The organism is Streptomyces malaysiense (assembly GCF_000980885.2).
Classification (GTDB): Bacteria; Actinomycetota; Actinomycetes; order Streptomycetales; family Streptomycetaceae; genus Streptomyces; species Streptomyces malaysiense.
The window spans coordinates 1-238 of the sequence record NZ_LBDA02000227.1; the positions used below are offsets into that span (position 1 = coordinate 1).

Annotated in this window: 1 pseudogene; it reads right to left on the reverse strand. The window is 63.9% G+C overall.

Annotation, left to right across the window (positions count from 1 at the left end):
* Nucleotides 1-177 (reverse strand): annotated as a pseudogene (locus tag VT52_RS39340) (glucose-6-phosphate isomerase); the annotation flags it as partial.
* Nucleotides 178-238: the final 61 nt, after the last annotated feature.

Sequence of the window (238 nt, forward strand, 5' to 3'; positions counted from 1 at the left end):
CAGGTGCTTGCTGTAGTCGATGTGGAGATCGCCGACCCGCAGCGTGTACCCGGTGCCGCGCTCGGGCTCGGCGGCGAACAGATCCCTCAGATGGGTGTCGGCCAGTTCCTCCCGGTGCTTGGCGAGAGCGGTCCACTCGGGCATCTGGTTGAGCCTGGTACGGCCGTCTGCGTTCATTTCCGACTTCCGCCTTCTTTCGTGCCTGTCCCAGCGGTTCCAACCTAATTGATCACCCGGG